This is a genomic window from Microbacterium caowuchunii (assembly GCF_008727755.1).
Taxonomy (GTDB): domain Bacteria; phylum Actinomycetota; class Actinomycetes; order Actinomycetales; family Microbacteriaceae; genus Microbacterium; species Microbacterium caowuchunii.
The window spans coordinates 2,050,783-2,076,558 of sequence record NZ_CP044231.1 but is presented as its reverse complement, the minus strand read 5'-3'; the positions used below and the strand labels follow the sequence as shown (position 1 = coordinate 2,076,558).

The following is a 25,776-nucleotide window of genomic DNA, read 5'->3' as shown; positions in this document are numbered from 1 at the left end:
GCACCCCGGTCACATAAGCTCAGGTCTTATCTTTTCTGGATATAAGACTTATGCTTATCCGATGACCGTGTGCGTGACCGCCGACATCGTCGGGTCCCGGCTGCTGGCCGATCGGGCCGCGGCGCAGCGCGACATCGAGTCCGCGATCGCCCGAGTGGACGAGGAGGGCCCGACGGCCGTCCGTCCCCTGCGGCCGACCGTCGGGGACGAGTTCCAGGGCGTGTACGACACGCTGGAGGGGGCGATGGCGGCCGTCCTGCTGCTGAGGCTCGCATTCCCGGACGGGGTCGACTGCAGATTCGGGCTCGGGATCGGGGAGACGGGCACCATCCCGTCCGCCGTCACCGACGGCATCCCGGAGGGGCCAGGATGGTGGGCGGCGCGGACGGCGATCGAGACGATCCACGCCGTCCAGGACCGCACGGTGACGGGGGCGCGGACCTGGGTGTGCGTCGCCGACGACGGATCCGAGGACGAGCGGCGAGCCGCGCACATCGCGAATGCCGGGCTCCTCGTGCGCGACCACCTGGTGACCGCGATGACCGGACGAGCGCGCCGGCTCGCCTACGGGCGGTGTGCCGGCCGCACCCAGTCCGCACTCGCCGCGGCGGAGGGGATCAGCCAGTCCGCGGTGTCGCAATTGCTCGCGTCATCCGGGGCCACTGCCGTTGTGGAGGGGTACCGGGTGCTCAGGGGAGGGTGAGCCTCACCAGATCGCGAGCCGGACGAGTGCGCCGATGATGCCCGCCCACAGCAGGCTGGCCAGGGTCCCCACGATGAAGCGCTCCCGGGCTGCGGAATTCGCGAGCTCGGAGAACCGGCCGATGCCCTTCACGGCGACCACGACCGCGATGGCCTCCGGATAGCCGGCGATCAGGGCGGCCACCACGGCGATGCGTTCGAGGTAACCGATCGTGATCCCGCCGCGGAGGACCTCGTGCACCCGGTCGCTGTCGTCGCTGTCGTCGTCGTCGTCGCTGCGCGAGTCGAGGACGAGGATGCCGCCCCGGGTGCCGTCGCGGACCTCGCCGTGGGTGGCGATGTCGAGGATCCGGCGCGTGATCGGGTCACCGCCGATGATCGCGAGCGCCGTGGCCAGCAGGGCGATCAGCACCCCGCCGAGGAGGGGGACGTTCCACGGGACGATCGCGACGACCACGAGGCTCAGGACGACGAGTCCGGCCGCCGTGGCGAGGGGGATGTTGCTGGGACGCCGGGCCGCGACGGTGACCAGCACCAGGGCGGCGCACAACGCCAGGAACACCACGATGGACAGGATGGCAACGATGAGCGGCTGCGCGTCCGTGAGCTGCATGCGGCTCAGTCTCGCATGACCGTCCGACGCGCCCCGTGGCCGGTGACGGGACCGGGCGGCGACCGCACGGCTTGCTAGGCTGAAGCGCGTGTCTACTCCGCCCGTGAGCTCGACTGCGCCCGCCAACGACCCGACGTTCGAGAACGTCTGGGACGAGTTGGTCTGGCGCGGACTCGTGCATGTGTCCACCGATCCCGAGGCGCTGCGCGCCCTGCTGGCCGGGGACCCGATCACGTATTACTGCGGCTTCGACCCCACGGCTCCGAGCCTGCACCTCGGCAACCTCGTGCAGCTGCTGGTCCTGCGGCGCCTGCAACTGGCCGGGCACAAGCCCCTCGGCCTCGTGGGCGGCTCGACCGGGCTGATCGGCGACCCGCGTCCGACGGCCGAGCGCACGCTGAACACGCGCGAGACCGTCACCGAATGGGTCTCCCGGCTGCGCGCGCAGATCGAGCGCTACCTCAGCTTCGAGGGCGAGAACGCCGCTCGGATGGTGAACAACCTCGACTGGACCGCGCCGCTGTCGGCGATCGACTTCCTCCGCGAGATCGGCAAGCACTACCGGGTCGGGACCATGCTGAAGAAGGATGCCGTGAGCGCGCGGCTGAACTCCGACGCCGGGATCAGCTACACCGAGTTCAGCTACCAGATCCTGCAGGGAATGGACTACCTCGAGCTCTTCCGCCAGTACGACTGCGTCCTGCAGACCGGCGGATCCGACCAGTGGGGGAACCTCACCAGCGGTACCGACCTCATCCACCGGGTCGAGGGTCGCTCCGTGCACGCGATCGGCACGCCGCTGATCACGAACAGCGACGGCACCAAGTTCGGCAAGAGCGAGGGCAACGCCATCTGGCTGGATGCCGAGATGTGCAGTCCCTACCGGATGTACCAGTTCTGGCTGAACACGGACGACGCCGACGTCGTGGATCGCCTCAAGGTCTTCACCTTCCTCACCCGCGCCGAGATCGAGGAGTACGCGGCTCTCGTGGAGAGCGAGCCCTTCCGGCGTGCGGCACAGAAACGGCTCGCCCTCGAGGTGACCGCTCTCGTGCACGGGCCCGAGGCGACCGGAGCCGTCATCGCGGCGTCCGAGGCGCTCTTCGGGCAGGGGGATCTCACCACCCTCGATGCGACCATCCTGCGCCAGGCGATCGAGGAGCTGCCGCACGCCGAGGTCGACGCGGGCACCCCCGTCGGACAGGCGCTCGTGGCGACGGGTCTGGTCGCCAGCCTCAGCGAGGCGCGGCGCGCGATCGCGCAGGGCGGCGTGTCCCTGGACGGTCAGCGCGTGGAGAGTGAGAGCACGACCATCACCGGGACGCTGCCCGGCGGACTGTCCGTCCTCCGGCGCGGCAAGAAGACCCTGGCCGGGCTCGTCGTCCGAGGCTGAGCGCGGCCGGATGCCCTTCACGCCCAGCCACGCCGTCGTGGCGCTGCCGTTCGTCCGGACGCGGCTCGTGCCGGCGGCCGTCGCGGTCGGGGCGATGACGCCGGATCTTCCGCTGTTCGTGCGGGGCACGCCGATCACCTACAGCGGCACCCACGATCCCCGCGCGCTCGCGGCGACGGTACTGCTCGCGCTGGTGCTGCTCCTGGTGTGGCGCTGCGTGCTCCGCCCCGCCGTCCGGGAACTCTCGCCGGGTCCGGTGGGGGAGCGGCTCCCGGAGCAGTGGGACCGCGGGCCGGCGGCCGCCTGGCGCGAGACGTTCCCCCGCCAGGGTGCGCGGGTGCTGTGGCTCGTCGTGTCGCTGCTGATCGGCGTCGTGACGCACATCCTCTGGGACGCCTTCACGCACGAGGGGCGCTTCGGCTCCGCCCTGTTCCCCGCACTGGACGAGAAGTGGGGGCCGCTCGCCGGCTACACCTGGCTCCAGCACGGCTCGAGTGTGGTGGGGCTGGGTGTCCTCGGCGTCTACGCCGTGCTGTGGATGCGGCGCCGCACACCGCATCCCGTGGACCACGTCATGCCCGCGGCCGTCCGCTGGGCGTGGTGGGCGTCCCTTCCCGTGATCCTCGCCGCGGCGTGGCTGATCGGCCTGTCGCTGTGGGGCCCGCTGACCGCGGAGTTCACTCCGGCTCACCTCGGCTACCGGGTGCTGCCGCCCGCGTGCGCACTGTGGGCCGCGCTCACCCTCGCGCTCAGCGTCGCCGTGCAGTCCCGGCGCTCCGCACTCCGGTCCGCCCGATCGTGAGTCGCCCCTGCGCACCCGGCCGGGGGAGAGGCGCGGAAAGACGCGCGACACGCCCGGGGCGCCGTGCTGATTTGCCGGGTCCCGGGGATCCGCGTAAATTCTTACTTGTTCGCCCCACAGGGAAGAGCGAGAGCCGAAAGGCCCGCCCCCTCAAGCGGTGAACGACTCCCCAACCTCGACCGACTCTCCTTGAGAGTCTCCGCTTCGGCGTGTAGGATGGGGAACCCGGATCCTCGGAGTCCGACCGTGTCCCACTGTTCCTTTCTCGGGAACGACGCGCCGGTTTGACACAACGAGCGAGACGGATAAGATAGTGAAGTTGCCCCGCGGGCAAGGCTGAGAGGCTGAGTAGCGGGAGCATCCGATCCTTGAGAACTCAACAGCGTGCACTTGTCAAATGCCAAATAACCTCGACTCGGCTTCGGCCGGGTAAGAGATTCCTTTGGATCAAAAGTCCAGCATCCTTCGGGGTGTTGGCGACGGATAAGTCAGTAATGACATCCATTTTGGTCAGTTCAAACTCGCTGTCCCGACCTTATTCCGGTTGGTTCAGTATTTTTCTTTTACGGAGAGTTTGATCCTGGCTCAGGATGAACGCTGGCGGCGTGCTTAACACATGCAAGTCGAACGGTGAAGCAGAGCTTGCTCTGTGGATCAGTGGCGAACGGGTGAGTAACACGTGAGCAATCTGCCCCTGACTCTGGGATAACAGTTGGAAACAGCTGCTAATACCGGATACGAGCTGCGACCGCATGGTCGGCAGTTGGAAAGAATTTCGGTCAGGGATGAGCTCGCGGCCTATCAGCTTGTTGGTGAGGTAATGGCTCACCAAGGCGTCGACGGGTAGCCGGCCTGAGAGGGTGACCGGCCACACTGGGACTGAGACACGGCCCAGACTCCTACGGGAGGCAGCAGTGGGGAATATTGCACAATGGGCGGAAGCCTGATGCAGCAACGCCGCGTGAGGGATGACGGCCTTCGGGTTGTAAACCTCTTTTAGCAGGGAAGAAGCGAAAGTGACGGTACCTGCAGAAAAAGCGCCGGCTAACTACGTGCCAGCAGCCGCGGTAATACGTAGGGCGCAAGCGTTATCCGGAATTATTGGGCGTAAAGAGCTCGTAGGCGGTTTGTCGCGTCTGCTGTGAAATCCCGAGGCTCAACCTCGGGCCTGCAGTGGGTACGGGCAGACTAGAGTGCGGTAGGGGAGATTGGAATTCCTGGTGTAGCGGTGGAATGCGCAGATATCAGGAGGAACACCGATGGCGAAGGCAGATCTCTGGGCCGTAACTGACGCTGAGGAGCGAAAGGGTGGGGAGCAAACAGGCTTAGATACCCTGGTAGTCCACCCCGTAAACGTTGGGAACTAGTTGTGGGGTCCATTCCACGGATTCCGTGACGCAGCTAACGCATTAAGTTCCCCGCCTGGGGAGTACGGCCGCAAGGCTAAAACTCAAAGGAATTGACGGGGACCCGCACAAGCGGCGGAGCATGCGGATTAATTCGATGCAACGCGAAGAACCTTACCAAGGCTTGACATATACGAGAACGGGCCAGAAATGGTCAACTCTTTGGACACTCGTAAACAGGTGGTGCATGGTTGTCGTCAGCTCGTGTCGTGAGATGTTGGGTTAAGTCCCGCAACGAGCGCAACCCTCGTTCTATGTTGCCAGCACGTAATGGTGGGAACTCATGGGATACTGCCGGGGTCAACTCGGAGGAAGGTGGGGATGACGTCAAATCATCATGCCCCTTATGTCTTGGGCTTCACGCATGCTACAATGGCCGGTACAAAGGGCTGCAATACCGTAAGGTGGAGCGAATCCCAAAAAGCCGGTCCCAGTTCGGATTGAGGTCTGCAACTCGACCTCATGAAGTCGGAGTCGCTAGTAATCGCAGATCAGCAACGCTGCGGTGAATACGTTCCCGGGTCTTGTACACACCGCCCGTCAAGTCATGAAAGTCGGTAACACCTGAAGCCGGTGGCCTAACCCTTGTGGAGGGAGCCGTCGAAGGTGGGATCGGTAATTAGGACTAAGTCGTAACAAGGTAGCCGTACCGGAAGGTGCGGCTGGATCACCTCCTTTCTAAGGAGCATCTGGAGACTTCGGTCTTCCAGGCGCCAGATTCGAGACACACGTTCTCGACTGGTAGCTCATGGGTGGAACATTTGACAAGGCTTCAGGGGATGATCCTGGAACTCAGTACATCGTGGCTTCGGTCATGGTCGGAACGGGTCTGGGGGAGTTGCCTGGGGCATGCACGCTGTTGGGTCCTGAGGGACCGGATGCGCTTGACGGAAGTTGAGCGTTGACGAACCTCTGGGCCCTTTCTGGTGTCGCCTTCGGGTTGGCATGCGGGGAGGGTACCGCCCGTACTTTGAGAACTACACAGTGGACGCGAGCATCTTCGAGATGATCCTTTAGGGGAGCATCTCGTATTGATGATCTTAAAGATCATTAGTCAATTTCGAGTCAGATCTTCGGATCTGGTCCGATTCTTTGATGAACTCATGTGATTTCAAGTCTTTAAGAGCAAACGGTGAATGCCTTGGCATCTGGAGCCGAAGAAGGACGTAGCAATCTGCGATAAGCCTCGGGGAACTGATAAGCAAGTTTTGATCCGAGGGTGTCCGAATGGGGAAACCCCGCTGGGCGGCGTGCCGACCTAGTGACTCCCGCCTGAATATATAGGGCGGGTAGAGGGAACGTGGGGAAGTGAAACATCTCAGTACCCACAGGAAGAGAAAGCAACCGCGATTCCGTTAGTAGTGGCGAGCGAAACCGGAACAGGCTAAACCGAGTACGTGTGATATCCGGCAGGAGTTGCGTATTCGGGGTTGTGGGACTTTTCAGACAGTTCTGCCGATCTGTCGGCGTTACAAGAAGGTATAGACGAATGGCTTTGAATGGCCAGTCATAGAGGGTGCGAACCCCGTAGTCGAAATGCCTCTCTTGACGCGAAGAGTATCCCAAGTAGCACGGGGCCCGAGAAATCCCGTGTGAATCTGTCAGGACCACCTGATAAGCCTAAATACTCCCAGATGACCGATAGCGGACAAGTACCGTGAGGGAAAGGTGAAAAGTACCCCGGGAGGGGAGTGAAATAGTACCTGAAACCGTTTGCTTACAAACCGTTGGAGCCTCCTTAGTAGGGGTGACAGCGTGCCTTTTGAAGAATGAGCCTGCGAGTTAGCGATACGTGGCGAGGTTAACCCGTGAGGGGTAGCCGTAGCGAAAGCGAGTCTGAATAGGGCGATTCAGTCGCGTGTCCTAGACCCGAAGCGAAGTGATCTATCCATGGCCAGGTTGAAGCGACGGTAAGACGTCGTGGAGGACCGAACCCACTTAGGTTGAAAACTGAGGGGATGAGCTGTGGATAGGGGTGAAAGGCCAATCAAACTTCGTGATAGCTGGTTCTCTCCGAAATGCATTTAGGTGCAGCGTTGCGTGTTTCTTGCCGGAGGTAGAGCTACTGGATGGCCGATGGGCCCTACAAGGTTACTGACGTCAGCCAAACTCCGAATGCCGGTAAGTGAGAGCGCAGCAGTGAGACTGTGGGGGATAAGCTTCATAGTCGAGAGGGAAACAACCCAGACCACCATCTAAGGTCCCTAAGCGCGTGCTAAGTGGGAAAGGATGTGGAGTTGCCTTGACAACCAGGAGGTTGGCTTAGAAGCAGCCACCCTTGAAAGAGTGCGTAATAGCTCACTGGTCAAGTGATTCCGCGCCGACAATGTAACGGGGCTCAAGCACGCCACCGAAGCTGTGGCATTAGCATTATAGGTAGGCCTTCGTGGTCCAGCCGTGTTGATGGGTAGGAGAGCGTCGTGTGGCCAGCGAAGCGGCGGTGTGAACCAGCCGTGGAGGCTACACGAGTGAGAATGCAGGCATGAGTAGCGAAAGACGTGTGAGAAACACGTCCTCCGAAAGACCAAGGGTTCCAGGGTCAAGCTAATCTTCCCTGGGTAAGTCGGGACCTAAGGCGAGGCCGACAGGCGTAGTCGATGGACAACGGGTTGATATTCCCGTACCGGCGAAGAACCGCCCAAGCTAATCCAGTAGTGCTAAGTGTCTGAATCCCAGTGACTGATCCCTTCGGGGTGACGCTCTGGGCCTAGCGCACGAACCCGTTCTGGTGCGGTTAGCGTATTAACAGGTGTGACGCAGGAAGGTAGCCCAAGCCAGGCGATGGTTGTCCTGGTGCAAGTGCGTAGGCCGAGTGATAGGCAAATCCGTCACTCATTAAGGCTGAGACACGATGCGGATAAAAAGTGGGTGATCCTATGCTGCCAAGAAAAGCATCGACGCGAGGTTCTAGCCGCCCGTACCCCAAACCGACTCAGGTGGTCAGGTAGAGAATACCAAGGAGATCGAGAGAATCGTGGTTAAGGAACTCGGCAAAATGCCCCCGTAACTTCGGGAGAAGGGGGGCCTTCGACGTATTAGGACTTGCTCCGAAAGCGTTTGGAGGCCGCAGAGACTAGTGGGTAGCGACTGTTTACTAAAAACACAGGTCCGTGCCAAGTCGCAAGACGATGTATACGGACTGACGCCTGCCCGGTGCTGGAAGGTTAAGAGGAGAGGTTAGCTTCGGCGAAGCTTTGAATTTAAGCCCCAGTAAACGGCGGTGGTAACTATAACCATCCTAAGGTAGCGAAATTCCTTGTCGGGTAAGTTCCGACCTGCACGAATGGCGTAACGACTTCCCAACTGTCTCAACCGCGAACTCGGCGAAATTGCATTACGAGTAAAGATGCTCGTTACGCGCAGCAGGACGGAAAGACCCCGTGACCTTTACTATAGCTTTGTATTGGTGTTCGGTGTGGCTTGTGTAGGATAGGTGGGAGACTTTGAAGCTTGGACGCTAGTTCAGGTGGAGTCGTTGTTGAAATACCACTCTGGTCACTCTGGATATCTAACTTCGAACCGTAATCCGGTTCAGGGACAGTGCATGGTGGGTAGTTTAACTGGGGCGGTTGCCTCCCAAAAAGTAACGGAGGCGCCCAAAGGTTCCCTCAACCTGGTTGGCAATCAGGTGGCGAGTGTAAGTGCACAAGGGAGCTTGACTGTGAGACTGACAGGTCGAGCAGGGACGAAAGTCGGGACTAGTGATCCGGCAGTGGCTTGTGGAAGCGCTGTCGCTCAACGGATAAAAGGTACCTCGGGGATAACAGGCTGATCTTGCCCAAGAGTCCATATCGACGGCATGGTTTGGCACCTCGATGTCGGCTCGTCGCATCCTGGGGCTGGAGTAGGTCCCAAGGGTTGGGCTGTTCGCCCATTAAAGCGGTACGCGAGCTGGGTTTAGAACGTCGTGAGACAGTTCGGTCCCTATCCGCTGCGCGCGTAGGAAGTTTGAGAGGATCTGACCCTAGTACGAGAGGACCGGGTTGGACGAACCTCTGGTGTGTCAGTTGTTCCGCCAGGAGCACCGCTGATTAGCTACGTTCGGGATGGATAACCGCTGAAAGCATCTAAGCGGGAAGCCGGCCTCAAGATGAGACTTCCATGCCTTCGGGCGAGAGGCTCCCAGCCAGACTACTGGGTTGATAGGCCAGATGTGGAAGCACGGTAACGTGTGCAGCTGACTGGTACTAATAAGCCGATGACTTGATAACACACCGTTTTTTGGTGCTACGCGTCCACTGAGTGGTTCTCGATGTACGGTCGAGAACCGCATAACAATTGAGTTGTTATGCAGACTGAAACATCAATAGTGTTTCGGCGGCCATAGCGTGAGGGAAACGCCCGGTTACATTCCGAACCCGGAAGCTAAGCCTCACAGCGCCGATGGTACTGCAGGGGGGACCCTGTGGGAGAGTAGGACACCGCCGGACTTCTTTTCAATAGAAATGGCCACCCAACGCTGGGTGGCCATTTCTGGTTTACGGGCACGAGAAGACGTCGAGGAGACGATATGTCGGAGAACGATCGCGAGAAGAAGGGCGACGACGACCGTCGACGCTCCGAAGGCGCTCAGCGCCCGCGCCGCTCCGACGGTCCCGCCCGAGGTGGCGGGTCCGCCGGTCGAGCCGATCGAGCGGGCAAAGCCCGTGACGACCGACCGTACCGACCCCGCACCGACGGAGCCGGGCAGAGCGATCGCCCGTATCGTCCGCGTTCGGAGGGTTCCGGGCAGGGTGACCGCCCGTACCGTCCGCGTTCGGAGGGTTCCGGTCAGGGTGACCGTCCGTACCGTCCGCGTGCCGAGGGTTCGGGCCAGGGTGACCGTCCGTACCGTCCGCGTTCGGAAGGCTCGGGGCAGGGTGACCGCCCGTACCGTCCCCGTTCGGAGGGTTCCGGTCAGGGTGACCGTCCGTATCGTCCCCGGAATGACCGGCCTGCGTCCGGCGACCGTCCGTACCGTCCCCGTTCGGAGGGTTCGGGCCAGGGTGACCGTCCGTATCGTCCGCGTTCGGAGGGTTCGGGCCAGGGTGACCGTCCGTATCGTCCGCGTTCGGAGGGTTCCGGTCAGGGTGACCGTCCGTATCGTCCGCGTTCGGAGGGTTCGGGCCAGGGTGACCGTCCGTATCGTCCGCGTTCGGAGGGTTCGGGCCAGGGTGACCGTCCGTATCGTCCGCGTTCGGAGGGTTCGGGTCAGGGTGACCGTCCCTACCGTCCCCGCGACGAGCGCTCCGGCGGCGGCAACCGTGGTGAGCGACCGCGCGACGGGGGAGCTCCGCGCTCCGGTGGCTACCGCGACGGCGGCGGCTACCGTGGTGAGTCCCGTTCGTCCCGGCCCCCTCAGGATGCCGACCTGCGCGCCGCGAAGGCCGCCGAACCGCTGCTGCCGGACGAGGTCACGGCACGGGATCTCCACCCCAGCGCCCGCAACGAGCTGAAGACCCTCAGCAAGGAGAACGCGGAGTCCGTCGCCCGTCATCTGGCGATGGCCGCCCGCGTCATCGACGAGGACCCGCAGCTCGCCCACGCCCACGCGCTGGCTGCCTCGCGGCGTGCCGGCCGCGTCGCCGTCGTCCGCGAGACGGTGGCCATCACCGCCTACGCGATCGAGGACTATGCCCTCGCCCTTCGTGAGCTGCGCACCTACCGGCGCATCTCCGGCCGCGACGACCAGATCGCGCTCATGGTGGACAGCGAGCGAGGAGTGGGACGACCGGATCGCGCCGTGGAGGTCGGACGAGAGGTTTCCCGCGACGATCTGCCGGTCCACGCCCGTGTCGAACTCGCCATCGCGATGTCCGGCGCCCGCCTCGATCTCGGCGACCCCGAACGCGCCCTGAGCGAGCTCGACATCCCGGAACTCGATCCGGACCGCGCCTTCGAGTGGAGCCCGTCCCTCTTCCAGGCCCGCGCCACGGTTCTCGAGGAGCTGGGCCGGACGGAAGAGGCAGCGGAGTGGCATCGCCGCGCCGTCGTCGCCGCGGAAGCGCTCGATGACGCCGCCGGCGGCACCGACGAGGAGATCCTCGTCGTCGAGGAGTTCTACGACGCGCCGGAGCCGGAACCCACCGACGCCGAGTCCGCGGAGCCGGAGCCGGAACCCACCGACGCCGAGTCCGCGGAGCCGGAGGAGGAGCCCACCGAGCCCACCGAGCCCACCGAGCCCACCGAGCCCACCGAGCCCACCGAGCCCACCGAGCCCGCCGAGCCCGCCGAGCCCGCCGAGCCCGCCGAGCCCACCGAGGGTGAGGCTGAGCCCGCCGAAGCCGAGCCGGAGCCCGAGTCGGATGAGCCCGAGTCCGGAGACGGCGCAGACGAGACCGAGGACGGCGAGGTCACCGACGAGGACGAGCGCTGATGGCGCTGTTCGGTCGACCCAGCACGCCGCTCGACGGTGTCGACGCGGTCCTCGCCGATCTCGACGGAGTGGTTTACGCCGGTGCCGGTGCGCTTCCGCATGCCGTGGAGAGCCTGAACCGCGCCGCGCAGACCCGCCGCCTGGGATTCATCACCAACAACGCGTCGCGCACGGACGCGTCGGTCGCCGCCCACCTGAACGAGCTGGGGCTCCGGGTGGAGCCCTCGGACGTCGTGACGAGTCCGCAGGCCGCGGTGCGGCTGCTGAACACCCTCGTCGCTCCCGGCTCCGTGATCCTCGTGGTCGGGGGAGAGGGGCTCGTCGTCGAGCTGGAGAAGGCCGGATACGTCGTGACCCGCAGCGCCGCCGATGCGCCGGCAGCCGTCGTACAGGGCTTCGCGCCCGAGGTCGGCTGGGTGCACCTCGCGGAAGCCGCCTACGCGCTCGCGCTCCCGGAGAGCGAGGGCGGGATCCCCTGGATCGCGACCAACACCGACTGGACGATCCCGCAGTCCCGCGGCATCGCGCCCGGCAACGGCACGCTCGTGTCCGCGGTCCACACCGCGGTCGGCCGGCTGGCCACCGTGGCAGGCAAGCCCGAGACGCCGATCTTCCAGGAGGCGGTCGCGCGCTTCGGCGCCCGCAGCCCGCTGTTCCTCGGCGATCGCCTGGACACCGACATCGCCGGAGCCCAGGCAGCCGGCATCCGCTCCGCGCTCGTGCTCACCGGTATCGACCGCCCCAAGCACATCCTCGCGGCGCCGCCGTCCTCCCGACCGGACTACATCCTCGGGGACCTGCGGGAACTGCACGAACCGTACCCGGTGACGCGGGTGAAGGGCGACGTGACGATCGTGCGGGAGGCCCGCGTGGCGATCGACGGCGTGGACGTGCGGATCCTCGACGCGGGATCCCGGCCCATCGACCTGGTGCGCGCCGGTGCGGCGGCCATCTGGGCGACCGGCCGGGCCATCTTCGGATTCCACGTCCCCGAGGCGCTCTACGCGGATCCCTTCCACCGGCCCTGATCTGCCGGGCTTCCCTCTCCGGACGCCTATCCTGGGGGGATGGACAGTCACGAGACGGATGCGTCCGAGCCCACCGGCACCGACGACCTGCTCCCGGCGCTCGAGGTGATCGAACAGCAGCCGCTCGCCGCCCGGGCAGGGGCGTACTCGGCCGTCCTCGACGACCTCGCGCGCCGCCTCGAGTCCGGTCCCGCAGCCGGATGAGCCCGCGCCTGGACGCCGAACTCGCCGCACGGGGGCTCGCCCGATCGCGGACGCACGCCGCGACCCTCATCGCCGCAGGCGAGGTGAGCGTGGACGGCCGGCCGGTGGTGAAACCCTCCCAGCAGGTGGATGCCGACACCGTGCTGGACGTGGCCGGGACCGACCACTACGTCAGCCGGGCCGCGCACAAGCTCATCGCAGGTCTGGACGCCTTCGGGGTGGATGTCGCCGGCCGCGCGGCGCTGGACATGGGGGCCTCCACCGGGGGGTTCACCCAGGTGCTGCGCGAACGCGGCGCCGAGCCGGTCCTCGCGGTCGACGTCGGGCACGGCCAACTCGCCGAACGGGTCGCGCAGGATCCGGGCGTGATCGCCGTCGAGGGCGTGAACGTGCGCCACATCACGCCGGAATCGCTCGCCGATCTGGCCGGCGGACCGTTCGTCCCCGGCATCGTCGTGGGGGACCTGTCCTTCATCTCCCTCGCTCATGTGCTTCCCGCCGTCCGGGGTGTCGTGACGGCCGACACCGACATCGTCCTGCTCGTCAAACCGCAGTTCGAGGTCGGGCGGACCGCCGTGCGCGGCGGCCTCGTCACCGATCCGGCATCCCGCGCGGATGCGGTCTCGCAGGTGCTCTGGTCCGCCTGGGACCAGGGGCTCGGCACGCTGGGGCTCATCGCGTCCCCGATCCTGGGGACGCACGGCAACAGCGAGTACGTCGTGCATCTTCGACTCGGCGCGGGCAGCATTCCGACACAATGGGAGAGCACTGTGATCGAGCTGACGGGAGTGCGATGACCGGCCCACGCCACATCCTCGTCGTCGCGCATGCGCGGCGCGACGACACCGTCGAGGCCGCGGAACGCGTGATCCAGGAACTCCGCTCGGCCGGCGCGGTACCCGTTCTCAGCGAGGAGGACCGGTCCGAACTGATCCAGATCCTGCCCCAATGCGCGGACCTGCCCGCACTCGGTGCCGACGTGCCGCTCGCCGACATCGAGCTCGCGATCGTCCTGGGCGGGGACGGGACCATCCTCCGCGCCGCGGAGCTCGTCCGCGGCGGCACGGCACCGGTGCTCGGGATCAACCTGGGTCACGTCGGGTTCCTCGCGGAGAGCGAGCGCGACGACATGGACGAGGCCGTTGCGCGCGTGATCGCCCGGGATTACCGGGTGGAAGAGCGCCTCGCACTTTCGGTGCGTGTGAAGGACGTATCCGGAGCGGTGATCTACGAGACCTGGGCGCTCAACGAGGCCACCGTCGAGAAGGCCAGCCGCGAGCGGATGCTCGAGGTGGTCATCGAGGTCGACGGGCGTCCGCTCTCCAGTTTCGGCTGCGACGGCGTCGTCGTGTCGACGCCGACCGGGTCGACGGCGTACAACTTCTCCGCCGGGGGGCCGGTCATCTGGCCCACCGTCGAGGCGATCGCGGTGGTGCCGCTGTCGGCGCATGCGCTGTTCGCCAAGCCGCTGGTACTGGGGCCGGAGGCGTCGGTCGCGATCGAGGTCCTGGCCCGCACGAACGGCACGGGCATCCTCTGGTGCGACGGGCGCCGTTCCCACGACCTGCCCCCCGGGGCCCGCGTCGTGGTGCGACGGTCCAGCGAGCCGGTGCGGCTGGCGCGGCTGCACCCGGCGGCGTTCACCGACCGCCTGGTCGACAAGTTCCACCTCCCGGTGACCGGATGGCGGGGGCCGGACGCGCTCCCCGCGCGGCCCTCAGGGAGGACGGCGTGATCGAGGAGATGCGCCTGCGGGACCTCGGCGTGATCGCCGACGCCACGCTTCCGCTCGGGACGGGCTTCACCGCCATCACCGGCGAGACCGGTGCGGGCAAGACGATGGTCGTCACCGGTCTCGGGCTGCTGCTGGGCGAACGCGCCGATTCGGGTGCCGTGCGTTCGGGTGCGGCCGCGGCTGCGGTCGACGGAGTGTGGCTCGTCGACGAGCACGGCGCGGTCGCGGACCGGGTGCGGGACGCCGGGGGAGACGTCGACCCGGTGGGCGGCGGCCGCGCGGAGCTCATGCTGGGCCGTACCGTCACCAGTGAGGGACGCAGCCGCGCCACGGTCGGCGGTCGGTCCGCACCGGTCGGGGTGCTCTCCGACCTCGCGGACCTGCTCATCGTCGTGCACGGGCAGTCCGACCAGCTCCGCCTGAAATCCGCCGCGGCGCAGCGGGACGCGCTCGACAGGTTCGCGGGCGCACCCGTCTCCGACGCGGCGGGCCGCTACCGCACCGCCTTCGACCGGGTCCGCGCGCTCACCACGGAGCTGGACGGACTCGTCGCGGCCCGCGACGAGCGGGCGCGCGAAGCCGCGGATCTGCGCGAGGCCCTCGCCGAGATCGAGGACGCCGACCCGCAGCCCGACGAGGACACCGCGCTCGCGCAGCGCGCGGAACGTCTCGCGAACGTCGAACAGCTCCGCGAGGCGGCGGCGCTCGCGCACGGTGCGCTCTCGAACGAGGACGACGCGCCCGATGCCTCCACCCTCGTGGCCGAGTCCCGCCGGGCGCTCGAGAGGGCGTCGGGCAGCGATCAGGAGCTGCAGGCCCTGGCCGAACAGGCAGCGGACATCGGCTATCGGCTCGCCGACCTCGCGACGGCTGTGGCGTCGTACCTGGCGGACCTGGATGACAGCGGCCCGGCGGAGCTCGCGGCCGTCGAGGAGCGGCGGGCACTCCTGGCCGGCCTCGTGCGCCGGCACGGTTCGCTCGACGCCGCGCTCGAGCTCGGACGCGTCGGTGCCCTGCGCCTGGCCGAGCTGGAGGACGACGACTCCCGCGTGGAGCGCCTCGAGGCCGAACGCTCGGCGGCCGCGGCGGATCTCGACGCGGCGGCGGCGGAGCTCACCGCGGCGCGCATGTCCGCTGCGGAACGCCTCGGAGCCGCCGTCACGGAGGAGCTCCGGGCCCTGGCGCTGCCGGATGCCCGCCTGGTCGTATCGGTCACCCCGGGGGCGGAGACCGCCGCAGGGCGCGACGACGTCGCCATCCTCCTCGCCCCGCACCCCGGGGCGGATCCACGTCCGGTCTCCCGGGGAGCATCCGGGGGTGAACTCAGCCGCGTCATGCTCGCCATCGAGGTGGTGATCGCCAGCATGGATCCTGTGCCGACCTTCGTCTTCGACGAGGTGGATGCCGGAATCGGCGGCGCCGCGGCCATCGAAGTGGGGCGACGACTCGCCCGGCTCGCCGAGACGTCACAGGTGATCGCGGTGACGCATCTCGCCCAGGTGGCCGCGTTCGCGAACAACCATCTCAGCGTCGTGAAGGCGAACGACGGGTCCGTCACCTCCTCCAGTGTCCGGCGGCTCGAGGGCGAGGCGAGGGAAGCGGAGATGGCGCGTCTGCTGTCGGGATTGGCAGACTCGGATGCAGCAGTGACCCATGCGCGGGAACTCCTTGCGCTGGCCGACCGTACCCGCTGATAGGATGGAAGCCCGTGACGCACTCTCCCGGCTCAAGCCCTTCTCACGGTACGAACGACGACACCACCAAGCACATCTTCGTGACGGGCGGTGTCGTCTCCTCCCTCGGTAAGGGGTTGACTGCCGCCAGTCTCGGCAACCTCCTCACCGCTCGGGGCCTGCATGTCGTCATGCAGAAGCTCGACCCGTATCTGAACGTCGACCCGGGGACGATGAACCCGTTCCAGCACGGCGAGGTCTTCGTGACCGACGACGGCGCCGAGACGGATCTCGACATCGGGCACTACGAGCGGTTCCTCGACATCGAGCTGAGCCAGGCGGCGAACGTGACCACCGGCCAGATCTATTCGCAGGTCATCGCGCGCGAGCGGCGCGGCGAGTACCTCGGCGACACGGTGCAGGTCATCCCGCACATCACCGACGAGATCAAGCGCCGGATGCGGCTGCAGGCGGACGAGACCCCGAAGCCGGACGTGATCATCACGGAGATCGGCGGCACGGTCGGCGACATCGAGTCGCAGCCGTTCATCGAGTCCGCGCGGCAGATCCGTCACGAGCTCGGGCGCCAGAACGTGTTCTTCGTGCACGTCTCGCTCGTCCCGTACATGGGCGCCTCGGGGGAGCAGAAGACCAAGCCGACGCAGCACTCCGTCGCGGCGTTGCGCTCCATCGGCATCCAGCCCGACGCCCTCGTCCTGCGCAGCGACCGTCCCGTCACCGAGTCGAACAAGCGCAAGATCGCGCTCATGTGCGACGTGGACGAGATGGCCGTGGTCAACGCCGTCGACGTGCCCAGCATCTACGACATCCCGACCATGCTCCACGACCAGGGCCTGGACGACTACATCGTCCGCGCGCTCGGTCTCGGCAAGGCGGCGGGGGTGGACTGGTCGCGCTGGCAGCAGGTGCTCGGTGCGGTGCACAACCCCAAGCACGAGGTGACGATCGGACTGGTCGGCAAGTACATCGATCTGCCCGACGCCTACCTCTCGGTCACCGAGGCGATCAAGGCCGGCGGCTTCGCGCACGAGACGCACGTCTCGATCACCTGGATCCCGTCGGACACCTGTGAGACGCCGGAGGGCGCCGAGAAGGCGCTGTCGGGCCTCGACGGCATCATCGTGCCCGGCGGGTTCGGCGTCCGCGGCATCGAAGGCAAGCTCGGCGCGCTCAAGTTCGCCCGTGAGCAGGGGATCCCGACGCTCGGCATCTGTCTGGGCCTGCAGTGCATGGTGATCGAGTACGCCCGCAACATGGCAGGTCTCCCCGGCGCCTCGTCGAGCGAGTTCGACCCGGACACCCCGTTCCCGGTCGTCGCGACGATGGCCGAGCAGGTCGACATCATCGACCGCGGCGACCTGGGCGGCACGATGCGCCTCGGTCGGTACCCGGCGCAGCTACGCGCCGGTTCGGTCGCCGAGGAGGTGTACGGCGCCTCCGAGGTCTTCGAACGGCACCGTCACCGCTACGAGGTCAACAACGCCTACCGCGACCAGCTCGCCGAGGCGGGACTCGTCTTCTCGGGTCTGTCGCCCGACCGCAACCTCGTCGAGTTCGTCGAGCTGCCCCGCTCGGTGCACCCGTACTACATCGCCACCCAGGCCCACCCGGAGCTGCAGTCGCGTCCCACCTCGCCCCACCCGCTGTTCCGCGGGCTGATCGGCGCGGCGCTGGAACGTCACCGCGCCAGCGAGCTCTTCGACGTCGAGAACGGCTGATCGGATGGACGAGGCGCTGCGCGACGAACCGGTCGACCCGGACGTCGTCGCCAGCGACCTCGTCTACCGGGGCGCGGTCTGGGACGTCCGCTCCGACACCGTCCGCTACAACGACGGCCGGATCGTGCGTCAGTACGTGGTGCACCCCGGCGCCGCCGCGGTCATCGCGCTCGACGACGAGGGCCGTGTGCTGCTGATCCAGCAGTACCGGCATCCGATCAGGCATCGCGACTGGGAGGTGCCGGCCGGACTGCTGGACGTCGCAGGGGAGAGCCCGGAGCAGGCCGCACGCCGTGAGCTGGCCGAGGAGGCGGACCTCGAGGCGACCTCCTGGGAGCCGCTGGTCAGCATGTTCACGACGCCCGGCGGGAACGACGAGATCGTCCACCTCTTCCTCGCGCGCGGACTGTCCACGCGGGCCGAGGCGCACCACCGCGAAGAGGAGGAGGCCGACATCCGGATGCGGTGGGTACCGCTCGAAGATGCCGTCACCGCTGTGCTCGAGGGCAGACTCCGCAACGGCATCCTGATGACCGGTGTCCTCGCCACCGCCGAGCGGCTGAGACGGTCCGGCGCGGAGCACTGACGTGCGACTCGAACGGGCCGTCGACATCTACCTGCGGCACATCACCATCGAACGTGGGCTGTCCGCGCACACGGTCGGCGCCTACCGGCGCGACCTGGCGGGATACGTCGCGTGGCTCGAGGATCACGGCGTGGGCGAGGCCGGGGAGGTGACGCCCGCGCTCGTGGCGGAGTTCGCCGCGGAACGGGCCGGCGCCGAACCGCGACCGGCGGCCGCATCGCTCGCGCGTCTCCAGTCCTCCGTGCGGGGTCTGCACCGATTCCTCGTGCGGGAGGGGACGACCGAGGCGGACCCGACCGAATCCCTGCGCCCGCCGAGACTGCCGCAACGGCTGCCGAAGGCCCTCACCATCGCGCAGGTCGAGCAGCTGCTGGACGCATCGGGTCCCGCCCCGGGATCCGCCGATCAGGCCGAGATCGTGACGGTGCGCGACCGGGCCCTGGTGGAGCTGCTCTACGCGACCGGCGCGCGCGTCTCCGAACTCGTCCAGCTGGATGTCGACGACCTCGCGCACGGAGACGTGCTGCGCGTGCGCGGCAAGGGCTCGAAGGAGCGGATCGTCCCGGTCGGCTCGTACGCGCGGGCCGCCACCGACGCCTACCTGACGCGGGCACGCCCGGAGCTCGCCCGCCGGGGGAAGGGCACGCCGCGGCTGTTCCTCGGCGCGCGGGGTGCGCCCCTGTCGCGGCAGAGCGCCTGGGCCGTGCTGCAGGCGGCGGCCGAACGCGCGGGGCTCGACGCGCACGTCTCTCCGCACACCCTCCGACATTCGTTCGCCACGCACCTGCTGCAGGGCGGCGCGGACGTGCGGGTGGTGCAGGAGCTGCTCGGGCATTCCTCGGTCGCCACCACCCAGATCTACACGCACGTGAGCGTGGACGCGCTGCGCGACGTGTACTCCACGGCGCATCCCCGAGCCCGCTGAACGACGAGGTTTCCGCAGGTTCAGCCGCGCCGCCTCGGTCTCACGCCCCGGCCTCGCTAGAATCGATCGAACGACCCGAGAGCAGGAGTACGGTGGCGGAGCGCGCGAGCAAGGCATCAGGCAAATCGTCGACGAAGGACGATACGCCGCTGGGCCCCACCGGCCGCCCGTATCACGGATTCGCGACCCCTCCCGCCCTCACGACCCACGGACCGGCGCGCATCATCGCCCTGTGCAACCAGAAGGGCGGGGTCGGCAAGACGACGACCACGATCAACCTCGCCGCGTCGCTGGCCAACTACGGACGCAAGGTGCTCGCGGTCGACTTCGACCCGCAGGGCGCGCTCTCGGCGGGTCTCGGCATCCACCCGCACGACATGCCCACCATCTACGACCTGCTCCTGGACACCAAGCGGGACCCGCACGAAGCCATCGTGCACACGTCGGTCGAGGGTCTCGATGTGATCCCCGCGAACATCGATCTGTCCGCCGCCGAGGTGCACCTGGTCAACGAGGTCGCTCGCGAGACGATCCTCGCCCGGGTGCTGCGCAACATCACCCCCGAGTACGACGTCGTGCTCATCGATTGCCAGCCGTCGCTCGGCCTGCTGACGGTGAACGCCCTGACCGCCAGCCACGGGGTGCTCATCCCGCTCGAGTGCGAGTTCTTCGCCCTGCGCGGCGTCGCCCTGCTCATCGAGACGATCGACAAGGTCCGCGACCGTCTGAACCCGAGCATCACCCTCGACGGCGTCCTGGCCACGATGTACGACCCGCGCACGCTGCACTCGCGTGAGGTGCTCGAGCGCGTGGTGGAGGCGTTCGGCGACGACGTGCTGGAGACGGTCATCGGGCGGACGGTCAAGTTCCCGGATGCCTCGGTCTCGGGGATGCCGATCACCGAGTTCGCCCCCGAGCACGCGGCCGCGCAGGCCTACCTGCGGCTTGCTCGGGAACTGGTCTCCCGTGGCGCCGTCGCCTGACGACGACACCGTCGCGCCTTCCCCGGACACGTCCGCGTCCGACCCCTCACCGCCGTCCCCGGAGGACGGCTTCCGGGTGTCGCTCGGCGTGTTCGACGGGCCGTTCGATCTGCTGCTCTCCCTGATCTCCCAGCACCAGCTGGACATCACCGAGGTGGCGCTGAGCACCGTCACGGACGAGTTCATCGCGTATCTGCGCGCCCTCGGGCCCGAGGCGGAGCTCGATGAGGCATCCGAGTTCCTCGTGGTGGCGGCGACGCTGCTGGACATGAAGGTCGCGGGCCTGCTCCCGCAGGGGGAGCTCGTCGACGCGGAGGCCGTCGCCCTCCTCGAAGCGCGTGACCTGCTCTTCGCGCGCCTGCTGCAGTACCGCGCGTTCAAGGAGGTGTCGGCTTGGTTCGCACGCTCCCTGGAACGTGAGGACCGGCGGCACACCCGGAACGTCCGGATCGACGAGAAGTACCGGCAGGCCGCTCCCGAACTCGTCTGGTCACTCAGCCCCGACGACTTCGCCGCGCTGGCGGTCCTGGCCATGGCGCCCAAGGAGATCCCGGTGGTCGGGCTCGACCACCTCCACGCCCCGCTCGTCAGCATCCGGGAACAGGCGGCCATCGTCGTCACGCTCCTGCGCGACCGCGGCACCCTGACCTTCCGCGAGCTGGTCGCCGGCGTGACCGTGCCCGGAGTCGTCGTCGCGCGGTTCCTCTCGGTCCTCGAGCTCTACCGCCTGGCCGCGCTGTCGTTCGAGCAGCTGGAACCACTCGGGGAGCTGACGTTGCGATGGAGCGCGGAACGCTGGTCCGAAGAGAACCTCGCCACACTGGGAGCCGACTATGACCGATGACGCCGTACCCGGCCCGAACGAGACCTCGATGACGGAGGAGCCGACCACCGAAGGGTGGCCCCAGGACGTCGGATCCGTGGCAAGCCGGCTGGAGGCGATCCTCCTGGTCGTGGACGAGCCGCACAGCCTCGTGAGCCTCGCCGCGGCCGTCAGCGCGCCCGTGCCCGCGGTCCGCAAAGCCGTCGCAGCTCTCGTCGCCGACTACGACGGCGAATCGGGCGGTCCGCGTCGCGGCTTCGAGCTGCGCGAGGTCGGCGGGGGATGGCGGCTGTACGTCCGGGAGGACTACGACCGGCTGATCTCGGAGTTCCTCGGCACGCAACAGCCCTCCCGCCTGTCCCAGGCGGCGCTCGAGACGCTCGCCGTGATCGCCTATAAGCAACCTGTCACCCGCGGACAGGTAGCCTCGATACGTGCGGTGAACGTGGATTCGGTCGTGCGGACCCTCGTGGGGCGCGGCCTGATCACCGAGGTCGGTCACGACGGGGAGACCGGAGCCATCCTCTACGGGACGACCGAGGCGCTCCTGGGCCATCTCGGGATCAATTCCCTCGACGAACTGCCGCACATCTCGCCGCTCCTGGATGACGGATCGGCCGGCTTCGACGAAGTCACACGCTGAGCATGCGTGTGCGTGCACAGCAGGAGGAAAGACAGTGAGCGAACAAGGACCCGCCGATACCGAGGGCGTCCGCCTGCAGAAGGTGCTGGCGAACGCCGGCGTCGCGTCCCGTCGCGTGGCCGAGGACCTCATCGTCGCCGGGCGCGTCCGGGTGAACGGCGAGACGGTCACCGAGCTCGGCAGCCGCATCCACCCGGAGACCGACCTCGTCGACGTCGACGGCACGGCCATCCAGCTCGACCAGTCGAAGCGCTACGTGATGCTCAACAAGCCCACCGGTGTCGTCAGCACCATGGCCGACGACCGGGGACGTCCTGACCTGCGTCAGTACACCAAGGACTGGGAAGAGCGGCTCTACAACGTGGGGCGCTTGGACGCCGACACGAGCGGGCTGCTGATCCTCACCAACGACGGAGCCCTCGCGCACGTGCTGGCACATCCGTCCTTCGGCGTCACCAAGGTGTACATCGCGAAGGTCGAGGGCCGCATGACCGCGCAGACCATCGCCCGGCTGACCCGGGGGATCGACCTCGAGGACGGCCCGATCCGCGCGGACAAGGCGCGTCTCCTGGACACCTCCGGGGAGACGAGCCTGGTGGAGCTGACGCTGCACTCGGGACGGAACCGGATCGTGCGGCGCATGCTCGCCGAGGTCGGTCACCCCGTCCGCGAGCTGGTGCGCCGGCAGTTCGGCCCGCTGCACCTCGGGACCCTCGCGCTGGGACGGACGCGGGAGTTGACTACAGTGGAGCGGGGTGCGCTTCTCACGCTCGCGCGCCGCGGTGCCGAGGAGGCGCCGCCCGGAGAGCAGGAGAACGAGTGAGCGAGACCATCCCTCACGCCGCATCAGCGCGCGTCGCCGTGCGCACCCCCGGCACCGTCCGCATCGTCGGTGCCGGACTGCTGGGAGCCAGCATCGGTCATGCCCTGACCGCGCTCGGCGTCGACGTCGCCCTCGACGACACCTCTCCGGCACAGTTGCGTCTCGCCGTGGACTACGGCGCGGGGCGCGCCGCGCGCGCCGACGACCGGCCGATCCTCGTGGTCGTGGCGGTCCCGCCCGATGTCACCGCAGATGTGATCGAGCGCGAACTCGGCGACCATCCGCAGGCCGTCGTGACGGACGTCGCGAGCGTGAAGCTCGCCCCGCTGCACACCCTGCGCGAGCGCGGCGTGGACCTCCGCCGCTACATCGGCTCCCATCCGCTCGCCGGACGCGAGCGGGGCGGCGCCATCGCCGCGCGTGCCGACCTCTTCGTGGGACGGCCGTGGGTGGTCTGCCGGGACGAGGAGACGTCGGCGTCCGATCTGCTCCTCGTGGAGGGCCTGGCATTGGACCTCGGCGCGACACCCCTCGAGATGACTCCCGACGAGCACGACCGCTCGGTCGCGCTCGTCTCGCACGTACCGCAGCTGGTGGCCAGCCTGCTCGCCAGCCGGTTCGTCCCGGCTCCGGAGGGGCTGCTGCGCCTGGCCGGCCAGGGCGTCCGCGACACGACGCGCATCGCCGCGTCCGCTCCCGAACTCTGGGTGCAGATCCTGGGCGCGAACGCCGAACCCGTCGTGGCGGTGCTCGACGAGCTCGCGGCCGACCTCGCCGGAGTCGCCGACGCGCTGCGGGCACCCGACGCGCCCGGTGCGCGCAAGACGGTGGCCGACACCATCCGCCGCGGGAACCAGGGCGTCGAACGCCTCCCCGGCAAGCATGGACAGAACCGCCGCTTCGAGACGATCGTCGTCATGGTCGACGACACCCCGGGCCAGCTCGGCCGGCTCTTCGGGGAGCTCGGCGAGCTGGGCGTGAACGTGGAAGACCTGCGCCTGGAGCATTCTCCCGGCGCCCAATTCGGCCTCGCTGAGATCAGCGTCGCGCCGAGCGCCGCAGGCCCCGCCGTCGCGGGCCTGGAGTCGCGCGGATGGAAGATTGCGAGTACAGCCAATGACTGAGGACGTCTTCCTCGTCGCCGTGGACGGCCCCGCCGGGAGCGGCAAGTCCTCCGTGTCGAAAGAGGTGGCCCGCCGGCTCGGCTTCGGCTACCTCGACACCGGGGCGATGTACCGCGCCCTCGCCTGGTTCGCGCTGGAACGCCGGCTGGACACGTCGGATGCCACCGCGGTGACCGAGGCGATGGGGGAGTTCGAGGCCGGGATATCCCTCGACCCCGATGACTACTGGGTGCGGGTGGGTGATGTCGACGTGACATCCGCCATCCGCGAGACCCGGGTCGCCGAGGCCGTGAGCGGTGTCGCCCGGGTCCCCGTCATCCGCGAGACGCTGAACGGCCGGTTCCGCGAGCTCGTGGCCGACTCCGAACGCCCGGGTGTCGTCGTCGAAGGACGCGACATCACGACCGTCGTCGCCCCGGACGCTCCGGTGCGCGTGCTGCTGACCGCCTCGCCCGAGGTGCGCGCCGCCCGCCGCTCGGCCGAGCTGACCGGACAGGATGCCGCGGCCGTCGCAGACGCACTGCACCGGCGTGATGCATCCGACTCCGCCGTCGTGGACTTCATGACGGCGGCTCCGGGGGTCGACGTCGTCGACTCCACGGATCTCGATTTCGAAGGATCGGTGTCGGCGCTCATCGCCCTCATCGGGAACATGCAGGAGGTGCAGAATGCGCGCTGAGGACGAGTACGAAGCAGGGCCGGACCAGCTGGAGGAGAGGCTGGCGGACCTGGACGAGACGCTCGCCGAGCAGCGGGCCGTCGCGCTCCGGGCGTCGCTGTCCGACTACGACCTGGACGAGGAGGATGCCGCGGTCCTGTCCGGGCTGGTCGGCTCCGGGGACGGTATCGAGTACCTTCCGGCGCTTCCGGTGGTCGCGATCGTGGGCCGGCCGAACGTGGGCAAGTCGGCGCTCGTGAACCGCATCCTCGGCCGTCGCGAGGCGGTCGTCGAGGACACCCCCGGCGTGACCCGCGACCGCGTCACCTACAAGGCGGAGTGGATGGAGCGTCGCTTCTCCCTCGTGGACACCGGCGGGTGGGAGCCGGACGCCCGCGGCATCGACAAGTCCGTCGCCGCTCAGGCGGAGATCGCGATCGATCTCGCCGACGTCGTCCTGTTCGTCGTGGACGCCATGGTCGGTGCGACCTCGACCGATGAGCACGTGGTGAAGCTCCTCCGCCGGAGCGGGAAGCCCGTGCTGCTGGTCGCGAACAAGATCGACGACGCCCGGCACGAGCCGGAGGCGGCTGCGCTCTGGAACCTCGGACTCGGCGAGCCGTATCCGGTCTCCGCGATCCACGGCCGCGGCGTGGCCGACCTGCTCGACCACGTCATGAAGGTGCTGCCGGACGTGTCCGCCGTCGCCAAGCACGAAATCGGTGGTCCGCGCCGCGTCGCGATCCTCGGACGCCCGAACGTCGGCAAGTCGTCGCTGCTGAACAAGGCGGCGGGCGAGGAGCGCGTCGTCGTGAACGAGCTCGCCGGCACCACGCGCGACCCGGTCGACGAGATCGTCGAGCTCGGCGGCAAGCTGTGGCGTCTGGTCGACACCGCCGGCATCCGCCGCCGCGTGCACCTGTCGCAGGGCGCCGACTTCTACGCGTCGCTGCGCACGTCGGCGGCGCTCGAGAAGGCCGAGGTGGCCGTGGTCGTGCTCGACATCTCGCAGCCGCTCAGCGAGCAGGACGTCCGCATCATCGACATGGTGCTCGAATCCGGGCGCGCGCTCGTCCTGGCCTTCAACAAGTGGGACCTGCTGAACACCCCGGAGATGGAGAACATCGACCGGCGTCGCTATCTGGAGCGCGAGATCGAGCAGGACCTCGCCCACGTGGCGTGGGCACCGCGGGTGAACATCTCCGCGCGCACCGGACGTCACCTCGACAAGCTCGTGCCGGCGCTCGAGACGGCTCTCGAGTCGTGGGATCAGCGCATCTCGACGGGCAAGTTCAACGCGTTCCTCTCGGAGCTCGTCGCCGAGCACCCGCACCCGCTGCGCGGTGGCAAGCAGCCCCGCATCCTGTTCGGGACCCAGGCGAGCACGCGCCCGCCGACATTCGTGCTGTTCACGACCGGGTTCCTCGACCCCGGCTACCGCCGCTTCATCCAGCGTCGGCTGCGCGAGATCTACGGCTTCGAAGGTTCGCCCATCGTCATCAACATGCGGGTGCGCGAACGCAAGCAGCGGTGACCGGCGGGCCGGCGCGACTATGACAGG

Annotated in this window: 21 protein-coding genes and 3 rRNA genes; 23 read left to right on the top strand and 1 reads right to left on the bottom strand. The window is 67.5% G+C overall.

What is annotated here, in order from left to right; genetic code table 11:
* Positions 1–61 precede the first annotated feature (61 nt).
* Positions 62–703 (top strand): SatD family protein, encoded by a 642-nt coding sequence (locus F6J84_RS09955; RefSeq protein WP_150973408.1) that lies wholly within the window; start codon positions 62–64, stop codon positions 701–703.
* A 3-nt stretch (positions 704–706) separates the two neighbouring features.
* On the opposite strand, the gene F6J84_RS09950 is transcribed toward F6J84_RS09955, so the two are convergent.
* The gene (locus F6J84_RS09950; protein ID WP_150973406.1) at positions 707–1,315 is read right to left on the bottom strand and encodes a hypothetical protein; all 609 of its coding nucleotides are present in this window, start codon (positions 1,313–1,315) and stop codon (positions 707–709) included.
* 103 nt (positions 1,316–1,418) lie between these two features.
* On the opposite strand from F6J84_RS09950, the gene tyrS reads away from it, so the two are divergent.
* From tyrS to der, 22 genes are all read left to right on the top strand, one after another.
* A complete protein-coding gene (gene tyrS / locus F6J84_RS09945; protein ID WP_238702455.1) occupies positions 1,419–2,708 on the top strand; it encodes a tyrosine--tRNA ligase in 1,290 nt (429 codons plus the stop codon).
* Positions 2,709–2,718: 10 nt separating this feature from the next.
* The gene (locus F6J84_RS09940) at positions 2,719–3,510 is read left to right on the top strand and encodes a DUF4184 family protein (RefSeq protein WP_150973402.1); all 792 of its coding nucleotides are present in this window, start codon (positions 2,719–2,721) and stop codon (positions 3,508–3,510) included.
* 562 nt (positions 3,511–4,072) lie between these two features.
* Positions 4,073–5,594, top strand: a 16S ribosomal RNA gene (locus tag F6J84_RS09935).
* A 431-nt stretch (positions 5,595–6,025) separates the two neighbouring features.
* Positions 6,026–9,127 (top strand): 23S ribosomal RNA (locus F6J84_RS09930).
* A 102-nt stretch (positions 9,128–9,229) separates the two neighbouring features.
* Positions 9,230–9,346 (top strand): 5S ribosomal RNA (rrf, locus tag F6J84_RS09925).
* The 16S, 23S and 5S rRNA genes sit together here, the layout of an rRNA operon.
* 15 nt (positions 9,347–9,361) lie before the next feature.
* Positions 9,362–10,351, top strand: coding sequence for a hypothetical protein (locus F6J84_RS09920; protein WP_150973400.1), 990 nt, complete (start codon positions 9,362–9,364; stop codon positions 10,349–10,351).
* A 47-nt stretch (positions 10,352–10,398) separates the two neighbouring features.
* On the top strand, positions 10,399–11,271 hold the full coding sequence (locus tag F6J84_RS15530; RefSeq protein ID WP_238702454.1) for a tetratricopeptide repeat protein: 873 nt from the start codon (positions 10,399–10,401) through the stop codon (positions 11,269–11,271).
* Positions 11,271–12,299, top strand: coding sequence for an HAD-IIA family hydrolase (locus F6J84_RS09910; RefSeq protein WP_150973398.1), 1,029 nt, complete (start codon positions 11,271–11,273; stop codon positions 12,297–12,299). Before F6J84_RS15530 ends, F6J84_RS09910 begins: the two co-directional genes overlap by 1 nt.
* 39 nt (positions 12,300–12,338) lie before the next feature.
* On the top strand, positions 12,339–12,503 hold the full coding sequence (locus F6J84_RS15525) for a hypothetical protein (RefSeq protein WP_191621733.1): 165 nt from the start codon (positions 12,339–12,341) through the stop codon (positions 12,501–12,503).
* Positions 12,500–13,300: a TlyA family RNA methyltransferase gene (locus F6J84_RS09905; RefSeq protein WP_150973396.1), complete on the top strand. Its 801-nt coding sequence runs from the start codon at positions 12,500–12,502 to the stop codon at positions 13,298–13,300. Before F6J84_RS15525 ends, F6J84_RS09905 begins: the two co-directional genes overlap by 4 nt.
* The gene (locus F6J84_RS09900; protein ID WP_150973394.1) at positions 13,297–14,238 is read left to right on the top strand and encodes an NAD kinase; all 942 of its coding nucleotides are present in this window, start codon (positions 13,297–13,299) and stop codon (positions 14,236–14,238) included. Before F6J84_RS09905 ends, F6J84_RS09900 begins: the two co-directional genes overlap by 4 nt.
* Positions 14,235–15,932: a DNA repair protein RecN gene (recN, locus tag F6J84_RS09895; RefSeq protein WP_150973392.1), complete on the top strand. Its 1,698-nt coding sequence runs from the start codon at positions 14,235–14,237 to the stop codon at positions 15,930–15,932. The genes F6J84_RS09900 and recN overlap by 4 nt, the downstream gene beginning before the upstream one ends.
* 14 nt (positions 15,933–15,946) lie before the next feature.
* Positions 15,947–17,650, top strand: a complete 1,704-nt coding sequence (locus tag F6J84_RS09890; protein WP_150973390.1) for a CTP synthase — start codon at positions 15,947–15,949, stop codon at positions 17,648–17,650.
* A 4-nt stretch (positions 17,651–17,654) separates the two neighbouring features.
* The gene (locus F6J84_RS09885) at positions 17,655–18,236 is read left to right on the top strand and encodes an NUDIX domain-containing protein (protein WP_150973388.1); all 582 of its coding nucleotides are present in this window, start codon (positions 17,655–17,657) and stop codon (positions 18,234–18,236) included.
* A 1-nt stretch (position 18,237) separates the two neighbouring features.
* On the top strand, positions 18,238–19,161 hold the full coding sequence (gene xerD, locus F6J84_RS09880) for a site-specific tyrosine recombinase XerD (protein WP_150973386.1): 924 nt from the start codon (positions 18,238–18,240) through the stop codon (positions 19,159–19,161).
* 92 nt (positions 19,162–19,253) lie between these two features.
* Entirely contained in the window at positions 19,254–20,144 is an 891-nt protein-coding gene (locus F6J84_RS09875) for a ParA family protein (protein ID WP_150973384.1), read from the top strand.
* On the top strand, positions 20,128–20,988 hold the full coding sequence (locus F6J84_RS09870; RefSeq protein WP_224785734.1) for a segregation and condensation protein A: 861 nt from the start codon (positions 20,128–20,130) through the stop codon (positions 20,986–20,988). The genes F6J84_RS09875 and F6J84_RS09870 overlap by 17 nt, the downstream gene beginning before the upstream one ends.
* Before the next feature lie 28 nt (positions 20,989–21,016).
* Complete coding sequence (gene scpB, locus F6J84_RS09865) at positions 21,017–21,610, top strand: SMC-Scp complex subunit ScpB (protein WP_150974773.1); 594 nt, start codon at positions 21,017–21,019, stop codon at positions 21,608–21,610.
* Positions 21,611–21,644: 34 nt separating this feature from the next.
* Complete coding sequence (locus tag F6J84_RS09860) at positions 21,645–22,433, top strand: pseudouridine synthase (RefSeq protein ID WP_224785731.1); 789 nt, start codon at positions 21,645–21,647, stop codon at positions 22,431–22,433.
* Positions 22,430–23,557 carry a prephenate dehydrogenase gene (locus F6J84_RS09855; RefSeq protein WP_191905633.1) on the top strand — a complete coding sequence of 376 codons (1,128 nt, stop codon included), beginning with the start codon at positions 22,430–22,432 and terminating at the stop codon, positions 23,555–23,557. The genes F6J84_RS09860 and F6J84_RS09855 overlap by 4 nt, the downstream gene beginning before the upstream one ends.
* Positions 23,550–24,236, top strand: coding sequence for a (d)CMP kinase (gene cmk, locus F6J84_RS09850; protein WP_150973382.1), 687 nt, complete (start codon positions 23,550–23,552; stop codon positions 24,234–24,236). The genes F6J84_RS09855 and cmk overlap by 8 nt, the downstream gene beginning before the upstream one ends.
* Positions 24,226–25,749 carry a ribosome biogenesis GTPase Der gene (gene der / locus F6J84_RS09845; RefSeq protein WP_150973380.1) on the top strand — a complete coding sequence of 508 codons (1,524 nt, stop codon included), beginning with the start codon at positions 24,226–24,228 and terminating at the stop codon, positions 25,747–25,749. The genes cmk and der overlap by 11 nt, the downstream gene beginning before the upstream one ends.
* Positions 25,750–25,776: the final 27 nt, after the last annotated feature.